Raw genomic sequence first — 13,795 nt, 5'->3', positions numbered from 1 at the left:
TGAAATTGCCATTGCTATTAAAAATTATTTCAATCCTTGTAAAGTTTGATTGATTTTATCAAAGTCCGTTTCAATTGCACGGTAAAGAACAATTGTCCCTTTTTTATCAATAACTATATATCTCGGAATCCAGTCTAAATCTATTGCTTTTCCAAAAAGACCTTTCATACCATCATTCATCATGAAATGATCACCTTTTAATTCGTGTTTTTCAATTCCTGCTTTCCATTTATCAGCCGTTTTATCAGCCGAAAGAAATAAGTAAGAAGCTTCAGGATGATTCGCTTGTAATTCCTTTAATTTCGGCATTGCTTTTACGCAATCACCACACCACGAAGCCCAAACTTCGATAACCAAAGTTTTTCCTTTGTATTTTTTTAAAATATTTTTGAAAGAAGTTTGACCTCCATCAACTGTAAGTAATTTTTCAGACAAAGCCTCTTTAGAAAAACTAGTTTTCTGTGCTTGTGTACATGAAAAAGTAATAAATGCAATAACAACTAAAGCTATTTGTTTCATATTATAATAATAGTTTTTAAAATAGTATGAAATGCTTTTCTGGAAATGAATCTGCAAATTCAAATCAGGGCGATTTCATATATTAAGGTTCCCAACAAAGTTAAACAAACAAATCGAATGCCAAATGGAGATTAACAAAATTTGAAGACTCGTTTATTTTATCACAAAACTTGAAATTTCGGTTAAAAAACGAGTTGAGAAATCGTAATAGTAAGTGCCAAAAATCTCGATTTGCAGGAAATTTTAAAAAAATAATTTTGATAGCAGTTGAAAAAAGTGATCCTTTTTTTAAATAAGAAGATTTTTAGAAGCAAAAAAGCGTCAGATTCGCATAAAAAAAGCCATCAATTTTGAAGGCTTTTAAAATATATTCTTTAGAATTCTAATTCAATTCATAATTACCATTTGCCCATTTTTTACTTGGAACAATCCATTCATCTAAAGCTTTATATAAGAAGCCATGTTTAAGATTGGTATTTAATTCAATTTCTTTAAACTGATTTACTTTCAGTTTTGAAGTTTCTTTTCGTTTGATTGCAGAAACACCGTAAATATCTGATTTTTCATAAATGTTTAGAATATTTCCACAGAAATTAATTTCTGGACTTTCTTCGATATCTCTATCCATAAAACATCCAATAAAAACAAAATTCACATCAGGATTCGCTAAATAAGTCGAGACATATTGCGCAATATAGCCACCTTTAGAAGTTCCGATTACTGTTATTTTATTTGGAGAAATACCTTTTTTTAGTAAGCCTTTAATTTGTTTTACAACTTTCTTAGCATACGTTGCAGCATTAGTATTTTTACTTCTTATTTCACTAGAAACAATAAAATTATCTTTCCTGAAAGAAGCTAAAATTTCATTGTATTCGGCTTTTCCATATTCTGGATGAGCAATGCTTAAATCGTTTTCCTCAACAAATTTATTATGCAGGAAAAAGATATATTTTTGATCTTTGTTTGTTGTTTGAGCAAAACTCAATATGCTAAAAAGGATAAATAGAAAAGTAAATAATAATCTGAACAATTGTTTCATAATTAAAGTGTATTAGGTAGAGTTTGCTTAACAAATATACTCAAACCATTATTTTGGATTATTATTTTTCTTACGATAAAAGAAAGTCTCTTTTTATTCTAAAGATTCTTTAATTTGAGTCTCCAAATCTTGTAAATTTTCAAACTTTTGAAATTCCAATTCCTTGCTTGTCTTTTTTAATTCGTCAATCAATTCCAATATTAAGTCATATCCTTCAATTTCACGACCAAACATATTTTGATCGAAATTAGTTCCGACTAATAATTCATCGTTATCTATGCCAATGCACCAATTTTCAATAAATTCACTTAATTCTATTTCAGCAGTACAATAATTTTCCCATCCATTTTTTGCACAAACTCTCGCCCTAACTTCTTCTGACCAAAAGCATATTATTTCAACAGGTTCTCCATTTTCATCTTCAAGTTCATTAGAGCTTGAAGTTGCAAATCCAGCTTCATTTTTTAATCCGTAAACAATATTTGTTTCACAAACTTTTTTTATGAATTTTTCGTGATTTATTTTTATGTCAATGTGGTTTTTAAACATTTCAGAATGGGTTTGATTAGAAAATATAAAAAACGCCAATAGATCTCATAGAATATTGGCGTTCTTTATATTTTTTATTTTGTTTTAAAGATTATAAGCAGTGTCAGATAATTTCAAATCATCAACATCGTTATAATGTACTTTTTGAACTACTGTTCCTTTATGTAAAACAACAATACTCGGATTTGCTCTTTCGACAGTTTTCAATGCCGTTGCATCGCAAAAATAGAAATCGACATTTAAACCGTATTGTTTTTTAGCTTTTGCAATTTCATCAGCTCCAGACGCTGTCATTGCAATTACTTTATAACCTTTTGCTTTAGCTTCGACATTTACTTTTTCTAATTTTTTCATTCCTTCAGGATTAGACAAAGCCAAATCGTACGTAACAAAAATCAATAATTTTGGTTCTTTCAGCAATTCTTCTTTATAATCAGAATCGTCTTTTGTCATCGTAAAATCGTGAATTGGCGGCACATAACCTTCTGTAATTACTTTATCTTTTCGGTCAACAAAAGTGGCACCTTCCGGAATATTTCCTAAATCTTTTTCTGTAAATTCTTTATCAACTCCGTTAACTTTGTAGATAAAAATCATTTCTACTACAGATTTTGGCGCGCCTTCCGGAATTTCCATTCCTTTCTCAATATTGGTTCCCACTTTGTACGGACGGAAATCTTTAATCGGATTATGATTTAAAACCCAAACTGCCATAACAATACACAAAACCAAACTTGCGAAAGTGATAATGTTTGTAACAAGATTTGAAAATAAAGGTTTTACCAGTTTTTTATTGATGAATAAAATCAGGATAAAGAAAAGTAAAACGATATCTTTTGTAAAGGATTGCCAAGGCGTTAAGTGCAAAGCATCTCCAAAACAGCCACAATCTTTAACAACATCAAAATAAGCCGAGTAGAAGGTAAGGAACGTAAAGAAAACGATTAAAAGCAACAAAGCCCAAATCGTTAATTTTGATTTGTAACCTACTAATAGCATTACGCCCAAAACTACTTCAAGAATTACTAAAAAGATTGCTAATCCTAAAGCCAATGGCTCTAAAAATGGCATATTAAAAACCGGTTCACTGAAATATTCAGCCAATTTATAAGAGAAACCAACCGGGTCATTTAATTTAATTAATCCGGAAATGATAAATAATACACCGACAAATAATCGGGAAAATTGAGTAATTATATTTTTCATATTTTTTTGTTTTTTTGCCACGAATTTCACGAATAAGCACCAATTAAATTAGTGTAAATTTGTGAAATTCGTGGCTTACTTTTATTTAATAGGATTGAGAATCAAGGCAAAAACAGAATAATTAATCATATCCTGATAATTAGCGTCGATGCCTTCTGAAACTAAAGTCAGACCTTTGTTATCTTCAATTTGCTTAACACGCAAAAGTTTTTGCAAAATTAAATCGGTTAAAGAACTAACGCGCATATCGCGCCAAGCTTCGCCGTAATCATGATTTTTGGCTTCCATTAACTCTTTGGTTAATTTTATTTTAGCGTCATACAATTCGGTAGCTTTTTGTACGTCTAAATCAGGCTGATCCACAACGCCCAATTCTAACTGAATCAAAGCCATAATAGAATAATTGATAATTCCGATGAATTCTCCTTTTTCATCTTCATCAACTTTACGAATTTCGTTTTCCTGTAAACTTCTGATTCTTTGTGCTTTTATGAAAATCTGATCGGTTAGCGAAGGCAATCTTAAAATACGCCAGGCACTGCCATAATCTTTCATTTTATTGATAAATAAGGTTCTGCAAACCGTAATTACATTATCAAATTCTAAGGAAGTATTCTTCATTTATTGCTGTATATTTGCTTAAATTTCTTCAAAAATAGGGATAATATTAAAGAGTTTCAAGTTTCAGGTTTTCTTTGTTTCAAGTTTTTTCTAAACAAAGTGTTAATGCCAACAACCTGAAACTTGAAACCTGAAACAAAAAATAACAAAACAGATGTTGATTAACTGCAAAGGCGAGCTTATAGATTTGTCGATTCCCAAAGTAATGGGAATTTTGAATGTTACGCCAAATTCTTTCTTTGACGGTGGAAAATATAAAAATGAAGACGAAATCATTTCGCAGGTTGATAAAATGCTTTCAGAAGGTGCGACATTTATAGATATTGGAGCTTATTCTAGTAAGCCAAGTGCTGAATTTGTTTCGGAACAAGAAGAAATCGAAAGAATTATTCCGGTTATCGAATTGATTTCAAAGCATTTTCCAGACACTTTATTATCAATTGACACATTTAGAGCAGAAGTTGCAAAAGCAAGTATAGAAAGTGGCGCTGCGATTATAAATGACATTGCAGCAGGAGAATTAGACGATAAAATGTTTGATGTTATTGCACATTATAATGTTCCGTATATTATGATGCACATGCGAGGCAATCCGCAAACAATGCAAAGCCTGACACAATACGATGATATTGTAAAAGAAATACTTTTCTATTTTTCTGAAAAAGTAAAAAAAGCAAGAAGCCTCGGAATTAATGATTTAATATTAGATCCGGGTTTCGGATTCGCCAAAACAACCGATCAAAATTATGAAGTTTTACAAAAAATGGAACTTTTTAATTTGTTAGAATTGCCTGTTTTAACTGGTGTTTCAAGAAAATCTATGATTTATAAAGCGCTTAATAATACAGCACAAGAAGCTTTAAACGGAACAACGGTTCTGAATACCATTGCATTAACAAAAGGCGCAAAAATATTACGTGTTCACGATGTAAAAGAAGCGATGGAATGCGTTACTTTGTTTAAGAAAATGAGTTTATAGTGTAAATAAATCGTTTAGTTTGTCATTTCGACGGAGGAGAAATCACATCCAGAGAGCAACAACTGAATGGATTAAGCGCATGTGATTTCTCCTCCGTCGAAATGACACAAAAATGCTCTATTAAAAAAATAAAAGTTTAGTTTATGAAATACCTTAGTTTAATTATTGTTTGCCTTCTTTTTTCATGCGCAACCAAAGAAGATGTTTTTCTTCCAAAATCGAATATTTCTTTAGTAAAAGATGTTCAGGATCATTCACCAATTTACATCTTTTTTAAAACCGAAGGAAAAGATACAATTGCAGAAGTAAACAGAAAAAACAGCATAATTTCTACCAATTGGATTTTTAATATTGACAAACGTTTGCCTTTGAAATTAGTAATTCCTGAAATAATAAAACTTCAGGAAAAGAAACGCGGAGAGCAGGCACACAAAAACGAAAAAGCCGAAAACTATTATTCTTACGCAGATTCTGTTGGAAAGAACATGGCCTTTTTACCTTTCACGAAAGTGTATTATTCAATGTCAAAACCAGCAACAGGCGATTTGGTAATTGTTTTTAAAAAGGGAAGTAATATTGTTTTGGTAAATAATGAAGAAGTTAAAAAAGAGGAAGTGTTAGAGCATATTGGTAGAATAGCTTTTTTTGTAAAACCTAAAGTATATTTGTTATTCGATAAAAACATGAGTTATCAGGAATACATTGAAACTAAAATTGAATTCAGAAAACTAGATTCTTACAATGATGAAATTCCTAAGGAATTTATCTTCTAGAAAATTACAATTAAAGAATTACCAAATAAACAATTTCAACAATTAAACGGTAAAACGATTAACCGTCTATTGATGATGATAAGGTTCATTTCGTAGAATCGTAAACCCGCGATACAATTGTTCGATAAAAAACAAACGCACCATTTGATGTGAAAATGTCATTAGCGAAAGCGAAATTTTGCCTTGCGCTTTGCTATAAACCGTATCTGAAAATCCGTACGGTCCGCCAATTACAAAAACCAAAGTTTTGATTCCGGAATTCATTTTCTTTTGTAATTCTTCAGAAAAACCAACGCTTGAGAAGTTCTTTCCGTTTTCATCCAATAAAATCAACTGATCAGTTGGCGTTAATTTCGACAGAATCAATTCGCCTTCTTTTTCTTTTTGCTGGCTTTCAGATAAATTCTTTACGTTTTTGATATCGGGAATAATTTCCAAATCAAATTTGATGTAAAACGATAAACGTTTGGTATAATCGTCAATCAAAGTTTGAAGCGATTTATTATCTGTTTTGCCTATGGCGATAAGTTTGATGTTCATTAGATAAGCTTTTTTTTTGCCACGAATTGCACTAATTTTCACGAATTAAAAACTGAAAAAGATATTTGAAAATCTGTTAAATCTGTAAAAATCAGTGGGCTATTTTTTATTTTCAAAAACGGTTTTAAAATGTTCTACAACGGGAAACGGATCGTAATAGTGATGCAGAATCTTTTTCCATTCCAGATAAGCTTCTGAAGTTCTAAAACCTATTGTATGATCTTCAAGCGTGTTCCAATCTACTAATAAAAGATATTTGTTTTCGACTTCTAGGCATTTCTCTAAGCGATGACCTAAGTATCCGTTAATTGATGAAATGTATTGACTTGCTTTTGCAAAATCAGCTTCAAATTGATTTGCAAATTCTGGTTTTATAAAAAGATATACCGCTTCTAGAATCATATTAAATGAATTTTTTATCTGCCTGATCTGCTAAATCTGCGAGAGGTAATTTTTAACGCAGATTTTGCAGATTTAAGCAGATTTTATTTTTGATATTTTATAATAAAAAATCTGCGTTAATCAGCTTTAATCTTTTTAAATCTGCGTTAAAATATTTTACTCAGAAATTATCATAATTTAGTTTTTAGAAAATTTTGCTTCAAAAGTTTTAAATCGATTGTCTAAATCTTTCAATAACTGCCTTTTAACCGCTTCATCCTGAATAAAACTGTAATTAATACTGTTGTAAACATATTTCTTAATAATAGCATACGAGACATCAGGATATCTTTTAGCCAATAAAACATATTGCTCTGTCATATTGCTTCTTAAAATTCCGGCGTCGTCTGTACTAATTACGATTGGAACATTAAATTCTTTATAAAGTGTAAACGGATGTCTGTTTTCTTTTACTTTCAGGATGAATTCGTTACTGACTAAATTAATCTCAATTGGAATATTGTTTTTAGACATGTATTTCAACAAATCGTATGAGTTTGCTTCGTAAGCGATATCTACTCCGTGGCCAATTCTGTTTGCTCCGGCAATATAAATAGCATCGTTAATATGCCAGGTTAAATCTTCTGGCTGAACCAAGCCTAACGTTAATTCGCCGGCATGCAATGTGTATTTTACATCTGGAAATTTAGTATGACAGTATTTGAACATGACCATGTGCAACCAATAATCTTTCATGGAATTTTCGCCATGCTCCGGAGAAACGATATTAACGCCTGCAACCAGTTTGCTATCGTTTGCCGAAATAAAAGCAATTGTCAGGTTTTTGAATAAATCAACCGGATCCATAAAACGAAGCACGAAATTTTGATAGCGCATCGTAAAACGATCATCATCAATTTTTAAGTCTTTGTGAAGTTTTGATATAAAATTGGTATTGAAATCAGTCGCATATTTTTTAGCATCTTTTTGTTGAAGTGATTTATACAATTCATCTAAAAGTTTTAAAACTGCTTTTTCATCTTTTTGATTTGCTGCCTGACGCAATTTTGAGTTAAAATCGGTTAAATCAGAAACATTCATATCACAAGGAATCGTTGATAATTGGGTTTCGATATAGCTAACATTTTCAGCAATGGCACGTTTTTTTAATTCGAGCATTCCCTCTGCAAAATGGCCCTGGATTGTAGGTTCAAATTTCTGAAAAGAATCAAAAAACAAATCGTCAGAAGGTACAGAACCATTATAATCTTTAGCCGACCAGGTTTGCATTACTTGTTGCTCGTATTGTGCTAGTTTTCCATTGTTTTTAAGAGAAGAAAAAGCCTGCCAATTGCCATTTGAAGGTTTTGTTTTTGAAACAGCCATCGTTTCTAAATTCAAATAAAAATCTTCAGCAATCGCTCTTTCTAAAAGAGGTTCTGCATAAATTGATCCTGAAAAATGATGGTGTAAATCGCCGCCTTTTGGCATTTGTTGAAAAAAAGCTGTTAAGAGAGCTTCGTTATTTCTAATTTTTTCTAAATAATTTTCAGCCGTTTGAGAAAAGCCGATCTGTGCTATAAAAATAAAGAAAAATGTAATTATCCTCGTCATACTCTAAGTTTAAATTACATGCAAATATACAAGTTTTAGAGGAGATTTTAAAATTGATTTTTAGGTTGGTGAATTTTACCGCAAAGAACGCAAGGTTTTATTATGTGCTAAACTTAATATAACAACAAAGTTCGCAAAGCTTCGTCTGAAAAACTTTGCGAACTTCGCGTAATTATTTGTGTGCTTTGCGGTAAAAAAAGCTTAGAATCTTAGCAACTCAGAAACTTAGTAACTTACGAAAAAAGTACATCACGAATATCCTCATTCTTATCAAAAACACTTTTTGCAAAAGGACAAAGCGGAATAATTTTTAAATTGTTATTTCTGGCGTAATCAACGGTCGCCATAAGCAGTTTTTTACCAACTCCTTTTCCGTTAAATTCTTCGCTTACTTCAGTATGGTCGATGATGAATTTAGAATCTCCAGCCCAGGTATACGTCATTTTTCCTGCTTCTTGTCCGTCTTCGATTGCTTCAAAAGCACCTCTTCTTGTATCGTTTCTTTGTTGAATTTCCATTATAATTTATATTAGTGTGGTTTTAATTTCTATTGAATGTGTAAGTGTTTTATGAATTGGGCAACTATTGGCAATAGTTTCTAATCGTTGTCTTTGTGTTTCGTCAACCTCGCCAATTACTTCGATTTTTCGCGTAAAAACAGCTACATTTCGATCGGCATCTCTTTCAAAATCAATTTTGACATTAATTTCTGAAACTTCCCATTGTTTACGATTGATGTACATTCGCAACGTAATTACGGTGCACGAAGCCAATGATGCTGCCAAAAGCTCTGTTGGATTTAATCCTAAATTCTTGCCGCCAATTTCCTGAGGTTCATCTGAGATTAAAACATTTTCGCTCGCTGAAGTTATTTCCGTTCGATACAAACGAGTATCAATTTTTGCTGTTATAGTATCCATAAGTTATTTGATTCTTGGTTCTGGTAATGGCACAAATTCAGTTTCGCCCGGAACTTTCGGAAAAGTTTGTTCTGTCCAGTCTTTTTTGGCTTTTTCGATTATTTCTTTATCTGATGAAACAAAATTCCAAAAGATGAAATGTTCTTCAGGAAATGGCGTTCCTCCAAAAATGTAAACAGTAGAATTTTCGGCTAATTCAAACTCACATAAAGTACTGTCGTTTGTAATTAATATTTGTTTCGGATCATAAACTTGTTCACCACTTTTAATGCTTCCTTCTAAAATATACAATCCGCTTTCGCCAAATAGATGATTTCCAATATTGATTTTTTTAGCTTCGGTACTTTTAATTTCGATAAAATATAACGGACTATAAACAGGAACCGGTGATTTTTTTCCGAAAGCTTCTCCCGCGATTAATTTGTATGAAACGCCATCTTCTTCCCAGGCCGGAATATCATCAGCTTCAACGTGCGCAAAATTTGGATCCATTTGTTCCAATTCTTTTGGTAATGCTACCCAAATCTGCAATCCGTGCAGCATTTTATCAGAATTTCTTAAATATTCAGGTGTTCTTTCAGAATGTACGATTCCTTTTCCTGCTGTCATCCAGTTTACGGCTCCGGGTTTTATTTCTAATTCTGTTCCTAAACTATCGCGGTGCATAATGCTTCCTTCAAACAAAAAAGTCAAAGTCGAAAGTCCGATATGCGGATGTGGCGGAACATCCATATTTTGATATTGATTTAAATGTGCAGGTCCCATATGATCGATAAATACAAACGGACCAACGGCTCTTTTTTCACGGAAAGGCAATAAACGGCCTACCATAAAATTGCCAATGTTGGCAGCACGTTCTTCGATAATTAAACTGATATTTGACATGGTTTTTTTTAATTTGATTTGAAAACAAAATTACAGTTGTGATAGGAATCTGTAACTTAATTTAGATTAAGAAAATGTTTTATAAAAATAAGAAATAAATAGAACACGAATTGCACGAATTTTCACAAATCAATCTGTGCTAATTAGTGAAATTTGTGTTTAAATTTTAGTCAATCAATTCAAATTCCAAAGCTTCACTTTCAGTTCCATTAATGATAATCGACAATTGATGCATTCCGGTATGAAAAACGCGAGTTGTAATTAGTTTGAAAGATTGATTTCTATCAACTTTTATTAATTGATTGGGCTGATAAATTTTTTCGCTGATTTTAAAAACTTTTTTCGCCAAATGGCCTTTCGATTTTTTGTAATGAATGGCATATTCTAAACGGATTGTTTTAGCTTCTTCGTTTTTATTATTTAAATGAAATTGAAACTGCAAATAAGCTCCAATCTTTACAACAGGCGTTTTAATTTCAAAAGACGAAAGTTCGATGTTAGTACTTTCTAAACCATAATGACTCAGGATTTCAGGATGACCTTGTTTTAATAAAGTTCGGCAACCGTGTTTTATAATTGCATCAGTTTCTTTGGTGAAGCCTTTCCATTTATGGGCAATTTCCAATACAATTTGCGGGTTATCTTTTGCAATATCATTTAGATTATTAGCAACGCTTCTGCGGACATATTCTGAAGGATCATTTTTCAGGTTTTCTAAAATGGGAAGGATAGAAGCAGGGTCTTTTTTTAAAAACGGAATCGCCATTGCCCACGGTAATCTCGGTCGGCTTCCTTCGCTGGCCAATCTCCGTACGTGATGATTTTCGTGTAAGGACCATTTGACCATTTCATCGATCATTTTTTCTTTATATTTTAAAATAAAAGGACGAACCGCAAACTCGCAACTTATAAATTGAGTGATAGAAACAAAGGCTTTCGCCGAAGTTTTAAAATCGTCGATTCCGTACATTTCGATATAATCGGCAAAAAAAATGAAGGCGAGATTTCCTTCTGTAAATTTATTTTTCTTTAAATTTTCAATGATTTTATCAATTAAGACAACAGCTTCCGGAAAGTTTTCAGGCATAAATTGATGAAAGACAGTCGTTGTATGTTTCATTCTTTCCTTCCATTCTTTTTGATCAAAATCGCCTTCGTATATTGTATCAATGAATTTTTGTTTGTCGAATATTGGATATACTTCGGCGACAGCCTGACCAAATTTCTCGTAAAAAGTAACCGAATATATATCTTTAATTAATCCCATAATTTTGTTTGAATGAACCTCAAAGATATTTAATGTTCTTTAATTTTTTAAACCATTAAGAGATTAAGTTTAGTTGAGAATTTAATCTTAATTCTTTTACAATATTTACTATTTTTTAATTTTTAAAATCAAAATGAAACTTTCAAATCCACAAAATAAGTCCTACTTTAGCATCTTATAAAATTTAGAAAAATGATTAGCGAAGTACAATTTCAAACCGAATTACAATTATTAATCAGTAATGCAATTCGTGAAGATGTAGGCACGGGAGATTATAGTTCATTGGCGTGTATTCCGGAAACGGCGCACGGCCAGGCTAAGTTATTGGTAAAAGATCAGGGAATTATTGCGGGTGTTGCACTTGCGAAAATGATTTTTGAATATGTAGATCCGAAATTAAAAGTTAAAACGTACATTGAAGACGGAACACATGTAGAATATGGCGAAGTTGTTTTTGAAGTTTCCGGAAGTTCACAATCTATTTTAAAGGCAGAAAGAGTGGTTTTAAACACAATGCAACGTATGTCTGCAATTGCTACAAAAACAAATCAATACGTTAAGCTTTTAGAAGGAACGGGCGCTAAAATTTTAGATACACGTAAAACAACGCCCAATTTTAGAGCTGCCGAAAAGTGGGCTGTAAAAATAGGAGGAGGCGAAAATCACCGCTTTGCATTGTATGATATGGTGATGCTAAAAGACAATCACATTGATTTTGCAGGCGGAATTACGCTCGCTATAAAAAAGACGAAAGACTACTTAAAAGCGAATAATTTAGATTTAAAAATTATTGTTGAAGCTAGAAATTTGGATGAAATCCGTGAGATTTTACTAAGCGATGGTGTTCACAGAATTTTGATTGACAATTTTAATTATGAAGATACAAAAGCTGCAGTAGCTTTAATTGGCTCGAAATGCCAAACCGAATCTTCAGGAAATATCAACGAAAAAACGATTCGTGAATATGCTTTGTGTGGCGTTAATTATATTTCTTCGGGCGCTTTAACACACTCGATTTATAACATGGATTTGAGTCTAAAAGCGTTTTAAATCAATTGTAAATTATTAATTGTGAATTGTTAATGCTAAATATATTTAACACGCGAAAAATCTAAAATCTAAACTCTCAAATCTAAAATAATATGTCTCAAGAGATAGAAGATAGGATTGAAAGAATTCCGGTATTACGTTCTTTAGTGCGGCTTTTAAAGAAAATCAAATTTCCTTCTTTAGAAGGTTTTTCGTTATACGATTTGCTGGAACTGTATACTTTAGGAATTCTTGAAGGAGCATTTTCGTATCATGCAAGTGCTGTTTCTTTTAGCTTTTTTATGGCTTTATTTCCGTTTGCACTTTTTATATTGAACTTAATTCCTTTTATTCCAATTGAAGGTTTTCAGGCCGATTTTCTTCAGTTTGTGCAACAGGGAGTTCCTCCTAATACCTACGATGCGATAAACAAAATCATTAGTGATATTTTAAATAATAGTCACTCCGGGTTGTTGTCTTCAGGATTTTTGCTTTCCATTTTTTTGATGGCAAATGGTATTAACGGAATCTTAAGTGGCTTTGAATCTTCTAAACACGTTTTTGATAAACGTGGTTTTTTCAGTCAATATTTAATGGCCTTGGCGATTTCGCTTGTTATGACCATTATATTATTTGTAACAGTAGCGACAATTGTAGTTTTTGAGGTATTTATTCAAAAAACCATTATTCAGGATGTATTAAGCGATCGCATTCCGCTCATCAATTTAGGACGTTATTTGTTTGTTATTACAATGATTTTGGTAACTTCTTCAATACTATTACGTTACGGTACAAGACAATACAATAAAGTGCCTTTTATCAGCATCGGATCTGTTTTTACGACCATCTTAATTGTTATATCTTCGTTCTTTTTTGGGATTTGGGTTATAAAATTTTCAAAATACAACGAACTTTATGGTTCTATTGGCACATTATTAATTCTAATGTTTTATATTTGGATAAACTGTATGATTCTGCTTTTGGGGTTCGAATTGAACGCTACTGTCAGAAAACTAAAACAAAAAAACAAATAAAAATATGAAAAATTGGATGTTAAGCATTGGTTTCTTTATTCTAACAGTTGGTTCTATTCATAGCCAAAGTGTTGTTGGAAAATGGAAAACAATTGATGATGAAACGGGAGAAGCAAAATCAATAGTAGAGATTTACGAAAAATCAGGAAAAATTTACGGGAAGGTTGTAGATATACTTCGCGATAAGCATAAAAAAGATGTTTGTTCTAAATGCGAAGGTGCAGAAAAAAATAAACAAATTTTAGGAATGGTAATTATTAACGGTCTTAAAAAAGACGGTAATGAATATAGCGGAGGAACAATTTTAGATCCTACAACAGGTAAAAAATACAAATGTTATATTACATTAGATTCTGCTGATAAACTAAAACTTCGCGGTTATGTTGGAATTTCTATTATGGGAAGAACACAATATTGGGCAAGAGCAAAGAACTAA

General features: G+C 31.8%; 17 protein-coding genes. 5 read left to right on the top strand and 12 right to left on the bottom strand.

The genetic code is table 11. The features are described 5' to 3' along the window. Nucleotides 1-24: 24 nt before the first annotated feature. From EV143_RS06225 to EV143_RS06205, 5 genes are all read right to left on the bottom strand, one after another. Entirely contained in the window at nucleotides 25-519 is a 495-nt protein-coding gene (locus tag EV143_RS06225) for a TlpA family protein disulfide reductase (RefSeq protein ID WP_133507104.1), read from the bottom strand. 382 nt (nucleotides 520-901) lie between these two features. After that, nucleotides 902-1,561 (bottom strand): alpha/beta hydrolase, encoded by a 660-nt coding sequence (locus EV143_RS06220; protein ID WP_133507103.1) that lies wholly within the window; start codon nucleotides 1,559-1,561, stop codon nucleotides 902-904. A 93-nt stretch (nucleotides 1,562-1,654) separates the two neighbouring features. Then, nucleotides 1,655-2,110 carry a DUF2750 domain-containing protein gene (locus tag EV143_RS06215; protein ID WP_133507102.1) on the bottom strand — a complete coding sequence of 152 codons (456 nt, stop codon included), beginning with the start codon at nucleotides 2,108-2,110 and terminating at the stop codon, nucleotides 1,655-1,657. 84 nt (nucleotides 2,111-2,194) lie between these two features. Then, the gene (locus EV143_RS06210; protein WP_133507101.1) at nucleotides 2,195-3,316 is read right to left on the bottom strand and encodes a BT_3928 family protein; all 1,122 of its coding nucleotides are present in this window, start codon (nucleotides 3,314-3,316) and stop codon (nucleotides 2,195-2,197) included. Nucleotides 3,317-3,397: 81 nt separating this feature from the next. Beyond that, the gene (locus tag EV143_RS06205) at nucleotides 3,398-3,937 is read right to left on the bottom strand and encodes a DUF1599 domain-containing protein (protein WP_133507100.1); all 540 of its coding nucleotides are present in this window, start codon (nucleotides 3,935-3,937) and stop codon (nucleotides 3,398-3,400) included. A 154-nt stretch (nucleotides 3,938-4,091) separates the two neighbouring features. Between EV143_RS06205 and folP the strand changes: the two genes are divergently transcribed. Both folP and EV143_RS06195 read left to right on the top strand, forming a co-directional pair. Next, complete coding sequence (folP, locus tag EV143_RS06200; RefSeq protein ID WP_133507099.1) at nucleotides 4,092-4,916, top strand: dihydropteroate synthase; 825 nt, start codon at nucleotides 4,092-4,094, stop codon at nucleotides 4,914-4,916. Between the two features lie 143 nt (nucleotides 4,917-5,059). After that, entirely contained in the window at nucleotides 5,060-5,689 is a 630-nt protein-coding gene (locus EV143_RS06195; protein ID WP_133507098.1) for a hypothetical protein, read from the top strand. A gap of 66 nt (nucleotides 5,690-5,755) precedes the next feature. Here EV143_RS06195 and rlmH read toward each other — a convergent pair whose 3' ends face one another. The 7 genes from rlmH to EV143_RS06160 all read right to left on the bottom strand — a co-directional run bounded on the left by rlmH (nucleotide 5,756) and on the right by EV143_RS06160 (nucleotide 11,296). Then, nucleotides 5,756-6,229, bottom strand: coding sequence for a 23S rRNA (pseudouridine(1915)-N(3))-methyltransferase RlmH (rlmH, locus tag EV143_RS06190; RefSeq protein ID WP_029269532.1), 474 nt, complete (start codon nucleotides 6,227-6,229; stop codon nucleotides 5,756-5,758). 99 nt (nucleotides 6,230-6,328) lie between these two features. Continuing rightward, a complete protein-coding gene (locus EV143_RS06185; RefSeq protein ID WP_133507097.1) occupies nucleotides 6,329-6,631 on the bottom strand; it encodes an antibiotic biosynthesis monooxygenase family protein in 303 nt (100 codons plus the stop codon). A gap of 177 nt (nucleotides 6,632-6,808) precedes the next feature. Continuing rightward, entirely contained in the window at nucleotides 6,809-8,224 is a 1,416-nt protein-coding gene (locus EV143_RS06180) for an amidohydrolase family protein (protein WP_133507096.1), read from the bottom strand. Nucleotides 8,225-8,457: 233 nt separating this feature from the next. Next, nucleotides 8,458-8,742, bottom strand: coding sequence for a GNAT family N-acetyltransferase (locus EV143_RS06175; RefSeq protein ID WP_133507095.1), 285 nt, complete (start codon nucleotides 8,740-8,742; stop codon nucleotides 8,458-8,460). Nucleotides 8,743-8,748: 6 nt separating this feature from the next. Further along, a complete protein-coding gene (locus EV143_RS06170; protein WP_133507094.1) occupies nucleotides 8,749-9,144 on the bottom strand; it encodes an OsmC family protein in 396 nt (131 codons plus the stop codon). Between the two features lie 3 nt (nucleotides 9,145-9,147). Next, nucleotides 9,148-10,029 (bottom strand): pirin family protein, encoded by an 882-nt coding sequence (locus EV143_RS06165; RefSeq protein WP_133507093.1) that lies wholly within the window; start codon nucleotides 10,027-10,029, stop codon nucleotides 9,148-9,150. A gap of 166 nt (nucleotides 10,030-10,195) precedes the next feature. Beyond that, a complete protein-coding gene (locus tag EV143_RS06160; protein ID WP_133507092.1) occupies nucleotides 10,196-11,296 on the bottom strand; it encodes a DNA alkylation repair protein in 1,101 nt (366 codons plus the stop codon). 192 nt (nucleotides 11,297-11,488) lie between these two features. Here EV143_RS06160 and nadC point away from each other — a divergent pair, with 192 nt between their 5' ends. The 3 genes from nadC to EV143_RS06145 all read left to right on the top strand — a co-directional run bounded on the left by nadC (nucleotide 11,489) and on the right by EV143_RS06145 (nucleotide 13,795). After that, the gene (gene nadC, locus EV143_RS06155; RefSeq protein WP_133507091.1) at nucleotides 11,489-12,346 is read left to right on the top strand and encodes a carboxylating nicotinate-nucleotide diphosphorylase; all 858 of its coding nucleotides are present in this window, start codon (nucleotides 11,489-11,491) and stop codon (nucleotides 12,344-12,346) included. A 92-nt stretch (nucleotides 12,347-12,438) separates the two neighbouring features. Beyond that, on the top strand, nucleotides 12,439-13,359 hold the full coding sequence (locus EV143_RS06150) for a YihY/virulence factor BrkB family protein (RefSeq protein ID WP_133507090.1): 921 nt from the start codon (nucleotides 12,439-12,441) through the stop codon (nucleotides 13,357-13,359). 4 nt (nucleotides 13,360-13,363) lie between these two features. Continuing rightward, a complete protein-coding gene (locus tag EV143_RS06145) occupies nucleotides 13,364-13,795 on the top strand; it encodes a DUF2147 domain-containing protein (RefSeq protein ID WP_133507089.1) in 432 nt (143 codons plus the stop codon).

Origin of the sequence: Flavobacterium chryseum (assembly GCF_004362015.1) — a bacterium.
GTDB lineage: Bacteria > Bacteroidota > Bacteroidia > Flavobacteriales > Flavobacteriaceae > Flavobacterium.
The sequence above is the reverse complement of the archived record's forward strand: the minus strand, read 5'-3'. Positions and strand labels throughout refer to the sequence as shown.

What these genes read in the sequence shown, in the direction of transcription:
- EV143_RS06225 (WP_133507104.1), bottom strand. Translation starts at nt 519, where the DNA reads ATGAAACAAATAGCTTTAGTTGTTATTGCATTTATTACTTTTTCATGT.
- EV143_RS06220 (WP_133507103.1), bottom strand. Translation starts at nt 1,561, where the DNA reads ATGAAACAATTGTTCAGATTATTATTTACTTTTCTATTTATCCTTTTT.
- EV143_RS06215 (WP_133507102.1), bottom strand. Translation starts at nt 2,110, where the DNA reads ATGTTTAAAAACCACATTGACATAAAAATAAATCACGAAAAATTCATA.
- EV143_RS06210 (WP_133507101.1), bottom strand. Translation starts at nt 3,316, where the DNA reads ATGAAAAATATAATTACTCAATTTTCCCGATTATTTGTCGGTGTATTA.
- EV143_RS06205 (WP_133507100.1), bottom strand. Translation starts at nt 3,937, where the DNA reads ATGAAGAATACTTCCTTAGAATTTGATAATGTAATTACGGTTTGCAGA.
- folP (WP_133507099.1), top strand. Translation starts at nt 4,092, where the DNA reads ATGTTGATTAACTGCAAAGGCGAGCTTATAGATTTGTCGATTCCCAAA.
- EV143_RS06195 (WP_133507098.1), top strand. Translation starts at nt 5,060, where the DNA reads ATGAAATACCTTAGTTTAATTATTGTTTGCCTTCTTTTTTCATGCGCA.
- rlmH (WP_029269532.1), bottom strand. Translation starts at nt 6,229, where the DNA reads ATGAACATCAAACTTATCGCCATAGGCAAAACAGATAATAAATCGCTT.
- EV143_RS06185 (WP_133507097.1), bottom strand. Translation starts at nt 6,631, where the DNA reads ATGATTCTAGAAGCGGTATATCTTTTTATAAAACCAGAATTTGCAAAT.
- EV143_RS06180 (WP_133507096.1), bottom strand. Translation starts at nt 8,224, where the DNA reads ATGACGAGGATAATTACATTTTTCTTTATTTTTATAGCACAGATCGGC.
- EV143_RS06175 (WP_133507095.1), bottom strand. Translation starts at nt 8,742, where the DNA reads ATGGAAATTCAACAAAGAAACGATACAAGAAGAGGTGCTTTTGAAGCA.
- EV143_RS06170 (WP_133507094.1), bottom strand. Translation starts at nt 9,144, where the DNA reads ATGGATACTATAACAGCAAAAATTGATACTCGTTTGTATCGAACGGAA.
- EV143_RS06165 (WP_133507093.1), bottom strand. Translation starts at nt 10,029, where the DNA reads ATGTCAAATATCAGTTTAATTATCGAAGAACGTGCTGCCAACATTGGC.
- EV143_RS06160 (WP_133507092.1), bottom strand. Translation starts at nt 11,296, where the DNA reads ATGGGATTAATTAAAGATATATATTCGGTTACTTTTTACGAGAAATTT.
- nadC (WP_133507091.1), top strand. Translation starts at nt 11,489, where the DNA reads ATGATTAGCGAAGTACAATTTCAAACCGAATTACAATTATTAATCAGT.
- EV143_RS06150 (WP_133507090.1), top strand. Translation starts at nt 12,439, where the DNA reads ATGTCTCAAGAGATAGAAGATAGGATTGAAAGAATTCCGGTATTACGT.
- EV143_RS06145 (WP_133507089.1), top strand. Translation starts at nt 13,364, where the DNA reads ATGAAAAATTGGATGTTAAGCATTGGTTTCTTTATTCTAACAGTTGGT.